This window comes from Veillonella sp. CAG:933 (genome assembly GCF_000431435.1).
GTDB lineage: Bacteria > Bacillota > Negativicutes > Veillonellales > Veillonellaceae > Veillonella_A.
The window spans coordinates 1-7,690 of sequence record NZ_HF986143.1 but is presented as its reverse complement, the minus strand read 5'-3'; the positions used below and the strand labels follow the sequence as shown (position 1 = coordinate 7,690).

General features: G+C 46.2%; 7 protein-coding genes. 6 read left to right on the top strand and 1 reads right to left on the bottom strand.

Annotated elements, in window-relative coordinates; all coding sequences use genetic code 11:
- Positions 1-90: 90 nt before the first annotated feature.
- Complete coding sequence (locus tag QZL64_RS01875; RefSeq protein WP_021840357.1) at positions 91-798, bottom strand: class I SAM-dependent methyltransferase; 708 nt, start codon at positions 796-798, stop codon at positions 91-93.
- Between the two features lie 312 nt (positions 799-1,110).
- Here QZL64_RS01875 and QZL64_RS01870 point away from each other — a divergent pair, with 312 nt between their 5' ends.
- The 6 genes from QZL64_RS01870 to QZL64_RS01845 all read left to right on the top strand — a co-directional run bounded on the left by QZL64_RS01870 (position 1,111) and on the right by QZL64_RS01845 (position 7,577).
- On the top strand, positions 1,111-2,127 hold the full coding sequence (locus tag QZL64_RS01870; protein ID WP_021840356.1) for an ABC transporter permease: 1,017 nt from the start codon (positions 1,111-1,113) through the stop codon (positions 2,125-2,127).
- Positions 2,117-2,998, top strand: a complete 882-nt coding sequence (locus QZL64_RS01865; protein ID WP_021840355.1) for an ABC transporter permease — start codon at positions 2,117-2,119, stop codon at positions 2,996-2,998. The genes QZL64_RS01870 and QZL64_RS01865 overlap by 11 nt, the downstream gene beginning before the upstream one ends.
- A gap of 166 nt (positions 2,999-3,164) precedes the next feature.
- Positions 3,165-4,733, top strand: coding sequence for an ABC transporter substrate-binding protein (locus tag QZL64_RS01860; RefSeq protein ID WP_021840354.1), 1,569 nt, complete (start codon positions 3,165-3,167; stop codon positions 4,731-4,733).
- A gap of 94 nt (positions 4,734-4,827) precedes the next feature.
- A complete protein-coding gene (locus tag QZL64_RS01855; protein ID WP_021840353.1) occupies positions 4,828-6,558 on the top strand; it encodes an ABC transporter ATP-binding protein in 1,731 nt (576 codons plus the stop codon).
- 148 nt (positions 6,559-6,706) lie between these two features.
- A complete protein-coding gene (locus QZL64_RS01850; RefSeq protein WP_021840352.1) occupies positions 6,707-7,105 on the top strand; it encodes a metal-sensing transcriptional repressor in 399 nt (132 codons plus the stop codon).
- A gap of 67 nt (positions 7,106-7,172) precedes the next feature.
- Positions 7,173-7,577, top strand: coding sequence for an OsmC family protein (locus tag QZL64_RS01845; protein WP_021840351.1), 405 nt, complete (start codon positions 7,173-7,175; stop codon positions 7,575-7,577).
- Positions 7,578-7,690: the final 113 nt, after the last annotated feature.

Below are 7,690 nucleotides of genomic sequence, written 5' to 3'. Positions count from 1 at the left end.
AAAGCCACACACACTTTTTGTCCTATAAGCCTTTAATTATGAAAACAGCTCTCCTTGTTGTGGTTAAGACCACGCCGGGAGAGCTGTTTGTTATTTTACAACGCGCATCATGAAAATGGGGATTTCTTCGTATTGTAAACTCATATCTTGTTGTACATAGGGGCGTACATCGGGCACGAGACTGACTTCGTGAGCCCCCAGTTGTTTGCAGGTTTTTAAGTCCCACGCCGGACGGTTCTCTTGGCTGATGGCGAGACTGTTTTTAATGGCCGTGCATTCATCGAGAATCTGACTGTCCACATTGGCATGAACGTGACCTTCATTGCGGGCAAAGGTCGTTTGGCCGTAGTCGGAATCGAAGTTGAGGATGACGCCCTTTGGTTTTAGGACGCGGAGCCATTCACTGTAGGCCGCTTTCGGATCCGGTAAGGTCCAGGTGAGATTACGGCTCAAGACGGCATCAAAGGTACCAGCTTCATAACTGAGCTTAGTAGCGTCCATTTTTTCAAAGGTCGCCGTGCTGTGAAAGGTGGCGGCGTTTTGACGGGCGTGATTCACCATTTGCTGCGACATATCGATGCCCGTTACCGTATGACCGTGATGACAGAGCAAGAACGTAAAAAAGCCGGTGCCCGTGCCTACATCAAGGATGCGAATCGGTCGCTCCAAGGGGATATGCTGAGCCAATAAGGCATGCCACGCTTTGGCATTGGGGCTTTTTAGTTCTTGAAGGCGCAGCTCGTTAAAAGCATCGCTTCGTTTATCCCAGTAGGATTCAATTCGTTCTTTTATATTCATGACAGACTCCTGTTTATTAATTCTTATCGTGTTTCATAATGGCCGGAGCTTAGGCCGGTCTTTACTAGCGGCAAAATATTTCTATAGAACAGTATAGAGGAAAATCAAGCGAGATATAAGCGGGGGTGGGGGTTATTTTTGAAAAAAGTATCCCCTAGGTGGGCTTTTCAAAGTGATGAATAGTAGGTACACTAATATGAAGAAGATGAATAATGGGTACTTTGGTACCGATAAGTTCAATAACTATGCCCTTAAAACCGGCAGCATATATTAAATCACTAAAAAATAGGGTTCGTTTGAGGAGGTGCCGTGATGACAGAAGATAAAGAAAGAGCTAAGCAATCTGCGCTTGCTTTACCTCATAGCCAACATTCATCATGGCGTACAGGTATTAAATACGGGCAACCTATTTTGCAGGTAATCGGAGTGCTGTGGGTAGTAGCGACCCTTACCTTCGGCTTGATGCAACTCACTAATGATGATGTGGTGGATCAAGTCTTTTCGGGGCAGCAGAGCTTATCTATTGAGGCTCAAGCTGAAAAAAGGGCTGAACTGGGCTTAACGGCGCCTATATGGTTGCAATATGGCCGCTGGCTTTGGGGCGTCTTACAGGGCGATTTTGGCCAATCTATGGTAACCGGAGAAGCAGTCAGTTCTTTGTTGTGGTCAAAACTGCCGGCAACGCTCCTTCTCATGGGTGCGGCTATAGGGGTTACTCTGTTAATAGCTGTGCCGACAGGCTTATGGACGGCACACCAAAAGGGCCGTATAGGCGATAAATTGGTGCGCAGCCTGACCTTATTCGGTAATACGACGCCCAATTTTTTTACCGCCTTATTGCTGCTGTATGTGGTAGCCCTAAAACTAAACTGGTTACCGGTTATTGCCCGTCATAATGAACCAACGGCGCTCATTCTGCCGACAATTACTTTGGTTTGGTCCATGAGTGCCAAGTATATTCAACAAATAAGAGCCTTGGCCTTGGATGAATTAAGTAAGCCATATATTATGGGACTTCGCACCCGTGGTCTTAGTTGGTACACGATTTTCGCCCGGTATGTTCTGAGAGCTATTGCGGCCCCCGTTGTAGCCTTGGTGGCATTATCTTGCGGTTCTTTACTGGGCGGCGTAACCATTGTGGAGACCATATTCATGTGGGACGGAGTCGGCAAAATGGCTTTTGATGCTATTACGGCCAGGGACTACCCCGTGTTACAGGCCTATGTGCTTTGGTTGGCAGCCCTTTATATTTTACTCAATTGGAGTGCGGATTTTTGGCAAAAAAGGCTGAATCGCCGTTATGCGAAGGAGGCCGATTATGAAATATAACTTGGACGGCAAACAGGGCGTTAAGCGGTTTGGCAAGCAGGTCATTAAGCGGTTTGACAAGCAGGGCGTTAAGCGGTTTGGCAAAATACAGTGGCTATTATGGGGCGGCCTTGGCGTGATGATTTTTATGTTTGTTGTGGCGCCGGGGCTTTGGCCTTTTGACCCTTATGAGCAGGTGTTAAGCGAAGTACTGCAAGGGCCTGACGCTTCCCACTGGTTGGGGACCGACCAATACGGACGGGACATGGTAGCCCGTATTCTGGCCGGTGGGCGGGTTACGGTAGGTTTAACCCTTGCTATTACGGTGACGATTGCCGTAATGGGAACGCTGTTGGGCATTATGAGTGCTTATATGGACGGTTTTATGAGTCGCCTTATTACGCTCTTTATTAATGTGGCGCTGGCCGTACCGTCACTGGTGTTTGCTTTAGCGATTGCCGCCGTATTGGGCGGCGGCATGGGCAACGCGGCGTTGGCCCTTATTTGTGTGGCCTGGCCGAAATATGCGCGGCTCGCGCGCAGTTTGACCCTGCAGGTCAAAGCAGCACCGTATATCAAGATAGCGAGCTTACAAGGGCAGACGAAGTGGGGTATTTTTTATTATCACATCATGCCGCAAATTGCGGGGCCTTTGGTGGTGACGGCGGTGCTCGATATCGGTGTGATTCTCATGGAACTGGCAGGGCTGTCCTTTTTGGGTTTAGGGGCTATGCCGCCTATGGCAGAATGGGGCAGTATGCTCAGTCTAAATCGGAGCTTATTGCAAACTGCACCGTGGCTTCTTCTGGCGCCGGGTGGCGCTATCGTTGTGACGGTGGCGTATTTTCACTATGTCGGTGAAAACTTGCGACAATATTTTGATAAAATATAAGGCTTATGTGTATGATTGATTTTTGAGAAACGCTAAGGCTTGTGTGTATAAGTTTTTGAGAAACGCTAAGACTTGTGTGTAATCGTTTTTTTACAGGAAGGTTTGTAGTTTGCTCATTAAGCCGTACGGTGAGGTATTCGGCTATTTGTGGTTGGAGGTTTAGGGTATGAATGAGAGCAGATGCGGTAAGCAGCAATTAAAAGGTTTGAGGCGTCTTATGGCGGTTATTGCCTGTGTCTTTATGGCCGTGGTAATCAGTGGTTGCGGCAGCAGCAATACCGATGGGGGCGGTAAAGTGTTACATTACGGCACGACAGCCTATGGGCCGGCTATGGAAAATGCCGGTTTAAATCCTCATGAGGCGTATCAAGGCTGGAGCGCCGTTCGTTACGGCGTAGCGGAAACGTTGGTGCGTTTTAATGATGCGATGGAAGTAAAACCGTGGTTGGCCGATTCGTGGCAGTTTGTGGATGCTCATACGGTGAAGCTGCACATTCGGGATAAGGTGACTTTTTCAAACGGGAAGCCTTTAACGGCTGAGGCGGTGAAGGCTAATTTTGAAGAACTTCTAGCCGTGCATGACAGGGCGCCTAAGGATTTAGGCATTCAGTCGATGGTGGCTGACGGTCAAAATCTTACGATTCAATCGTCTAATCCGGCTACCGTGCTTTTGACCTATTTGGCGGATCCGTATAGTGCTATTATTGATGTGTCTGAAAAACCGAAAGACGGTTTATATGTGGGGACGGGGCCGTTTAAGGCAACGAATATTACTGAAAAATCGGTAAGCCTCGTGCGCAATGACTCGTATTGGGACGGTAAACCAAAGCTTGATGGGGTTGAAGTCGTACGTATCACGGAAGGCGATACCCTTACTATGGCGCTCCAAAAGGGCGATATTGATGCGGCTCAGGGCTTACCTTATAACAGCTTGGAGTTATTTAAGGATGCCTCGGCTTATACTATCAGCTCGATGCCTACTTCCAGGGTTTATCAAGTGGCCTTTAATTTCAACAGCTCCGCTATGCAGGATAAGGCAGTTCGTGAAGCCATCGCCATGAGTATCGACAAAACTCAGTTTGCTAAGGTGCTTTTGAAAGGGAATGGCGTGGCGGCAGTAGGTCCGTTCCCGGAAAATACGGCGCTCGGACATATGAAAGTAACGGCGCCAAGCTTTAATATTGAAGCCGCCAAAAAAATACTGGCCGATGCCGGTTATCGTGATATGGACGGTGATGGTTATGTCGATAAAAACGGTCAGCCCTTGACCGTGCGTTGGCTTACGTATACGTCGCGCCAAGAGTTGCCGGTTTTGGCAGAAGCCGCTCAAGCTACGCTTAAACAGGTTGGTATTAAAGTCGAAGTCAATGCTACCGATGCGTATCGCAGTGTATTAAAACAAGGGAACTTTGACGTATTTGCAAAGGCCTTTGTAACAGCGCCAACTGGTGAAGGTTCTTATTACTTTAAGACCAATGCACTGGCCGGTGCGGTGGACAATGTGGGAAACTATAATAGTCCCGCGATTCAGGAATTGATGGCACAACTCGATCAAACAACGGAGCCGGCTCAGCGTCAGGCGATTTTTCAAACAATGACACAGACCGTGCTTGATGATGCGGCGTTTATTTATGTGGCTCATCTTAAAATGAATCTTGTTATGAAACATAAAGTGGTTAACTTTAAAGCGTCGCCGACCGATTATTATGAACTCAACAAAGATGTAGATATGTAAGAAATGTAGATATGTAAACAATATAGACATGTAAAAAATGTAGATATGTAAAAAGGTGCAGCTATGAGAGCTAACGGAAAGGGGGGGTGATGCGTTGACCGAACCGATGATTTTATTAAAAAACTTACAAGTTGCCTATGACGGGCAAACGGTCTTACAAGATATAAATCTTACTGTTGCAGCCGGTGAGGCAACAGTTATTGTAGGCCCTTCGGGAGCAGGCAAAACGACCATATTGAAGACATTATTGGGTTTATTGCCCAAAAATGCCCGGATTACGTATGAAACAGCTTCTTTATGCGGCGTTTCTTGGCCTAAATCCGAACAAGCTTGGCATGAGTTGCGAGGCCGACGCATCACTTATGTAGCACAAGGCGCCGTAAGCTCCTTTAGTCCTTTTTTTACAATTGAAGAGCAATGTCGTCATGTGGCAAAGGCTATTAATCTCGCTTGGGCTGAGGCCCGCAGGCGGATTGAAACTTTGAGCATCGCTCTGGATTTAGACCTTAACGTGTTGTCTTTATATCCCGCTGAATTGTCCGGCGGTATGGCCCAACGGGTGGCTTTATTATTTGCCTTACTCCCCAAACCGGATATTCTAATCGCCGATGAGCCGGCTTCGAGTTTAGACATGGTTCGTCAACTGCAAGTCGTAGAGCTTTTGAAAAAAGTGCAGCAATCGGAAGGGCTGACTTTGGTGTTTGTTACCCATCAACGGGAATTGGCAAACTGTATCGGTGACAGCGTATATGAATTGCAGGGCGGTCGTTTGCAATGTTTGCAGGACGGTCGTTTGCAATGTTTGCAGGGCGGTTATTTGCAATGTTTGCAGGATGGTCGTTTGCAAAATTTGAAGGACCCTGTGAAAGAGGGTAATCGTTCAGGGGCAATTAGCGTGGAAGACATCACTACGACTGACAAAGCGCATTGTACTGCCACAGCAACAGACGTTGCGGCGGCGCCGTTTTTAGCGATTAAAAATCTCCAAGCCTGTTACGAGACTGACACTAATTCTGTATTACATGATGTGAGTTTAACTGTTCACCGTGGTGAATGGGTGGCTTTGGTTGGTCTCAGCGGGGCCGGTAAGAGCACTTTGTTTCGCTGTTTACTGGGCTGGCAGGCCACTTTAAAAGGTGAGATTTTATATGATGAAAAGGAGCTCACCAATTATTCGCCCGCTGAGTTGGGCCAAATAGTCCAGCCTATTTGGCAGGATCCGCAAAGTTCTTTTAATCCGCGCCAAACAATCGGATGGAGCCTTGAAGAAGCTATGAAACATAAGCCGGTAAAGCCGGTAAAGTCGGAATCTTTGCAATCGTTAGGGGCACAAAATGTCAGGTTTTTATCGCAAGAGTGCACCATTTTAGGTGCAGCAGACAGGGCTAAGTTTTCACCAGCCGCAAGTTCTGCTTCAAACTGCGAAGAACAGGTGGCTACCCTCTTGGGGGCTGTGAATTTGCCAAGTTCATACAGCAAGCGCTATCCGCACATGTTAAGCGGTGGGGAATGTCAGCGAGCCGCTTTGGCGCGGGCTATTGCCAATAATCCGTCCTTACTTTTGTGTGATGAAATGACATCTGCTTTGGATGGTCAAACGCAAGCGGAAGTATTAGCCGTATTGAATGATTTAAAACAAAAAAATCAGCTCGCCGGTTTAGTCATTACCCATGACTTGACGGTAGCTGAATCTTTATGTGAACGCATATATTTATTGGCTGAAGGGCGCATTGTGGAATCGGGGACGGTGGCAGCTGTTTTAACCAATCCTCAATCAGAGTTGGGCAAACAATTGGTAGAAGCGCGTACATTACTTAAGAGGTAAATACTAAAACTGCATTTCCATAGTTAAAACTGTATTACCATTGTTTTACAATACCATAGTTTTTACAATACCTTAGTATTTTACAATAAGACATTTTGTGCAATATGTTATAATAAATCTATAACAGACGAAACAAGGTGGTGATTACGTGGCGCAAACGGAGCACGATAGATTACATGAATTAGGCATTGCCCACAATCATGAGGCGATGCATGAACATATACACGGCCATGAACATTCTCATGAACACGCTCATACAGATGAAAACGCTCATGGACATACGCATTCGCACACGCAGACTAAGGCGGTATTGAATCGTTTGTCACGTATTATCGGTCATTTGGAATCGGTAAAGCGGATGGTGGCGGATGGACGCGACTGCAGTGAGGTGTTGGTGCAACTGGCCGCGGTTGATTCGGCAGTGAAAAGTGTGAGCCGCGTTGTCATGAAGGACCACATTCAGCATTGTATCGTTGATGCGGTAAAAGATAATGATACGGAAACCCTTGATAAATTGAATGAAGCTATCGATCGGTTTATAAAGTAGCGAAGGCTATTTTTATAATAACTTTTGAATTTGATACTTGGCAGATTATTCACAAGGAGGTAGCAGTATGTCACGAGTTGTAATGCAGGCACATTTGAGAAATGAATTAACAAATGCTAAAAAGAGTCACACTGTATTTACGGATGTAGGCAAAGATGTGGGCGGTTTGGAAGAATCGTTTTCACCGGTTGAATTGTTAGCTGATACTTTTGCTTCTTGTGCGCTCTCCATTATGGGGCTTATCGGCGGTAAAATGGGTTATGATTTCGTTGGTGCCTATGCGGAAGTAGCCACTAATGTGAGCTCCGAAGAATTTAGAGTTAAAGAAATTAAAATTGACTTCCATTTACCGAAAGACATTAAAGAAGAAGACCGCAATAAAATCGAAACCTTGCTTCATGAAAAATGTATTGTCGGCCGTAGCTTGAATGATGATGTAATACAGACTGCTACGTTTAACTATGACGTGTAGGGTTGTTTGAACAGAATATTCGGTTAAGTTGTAGTTTGCCCTTGCTTGAAATTCAGGCAAGGGCTTTTTTTGGGCTTATAGTGATCTGCACCCATTTTCTTGGACAGAAGTAA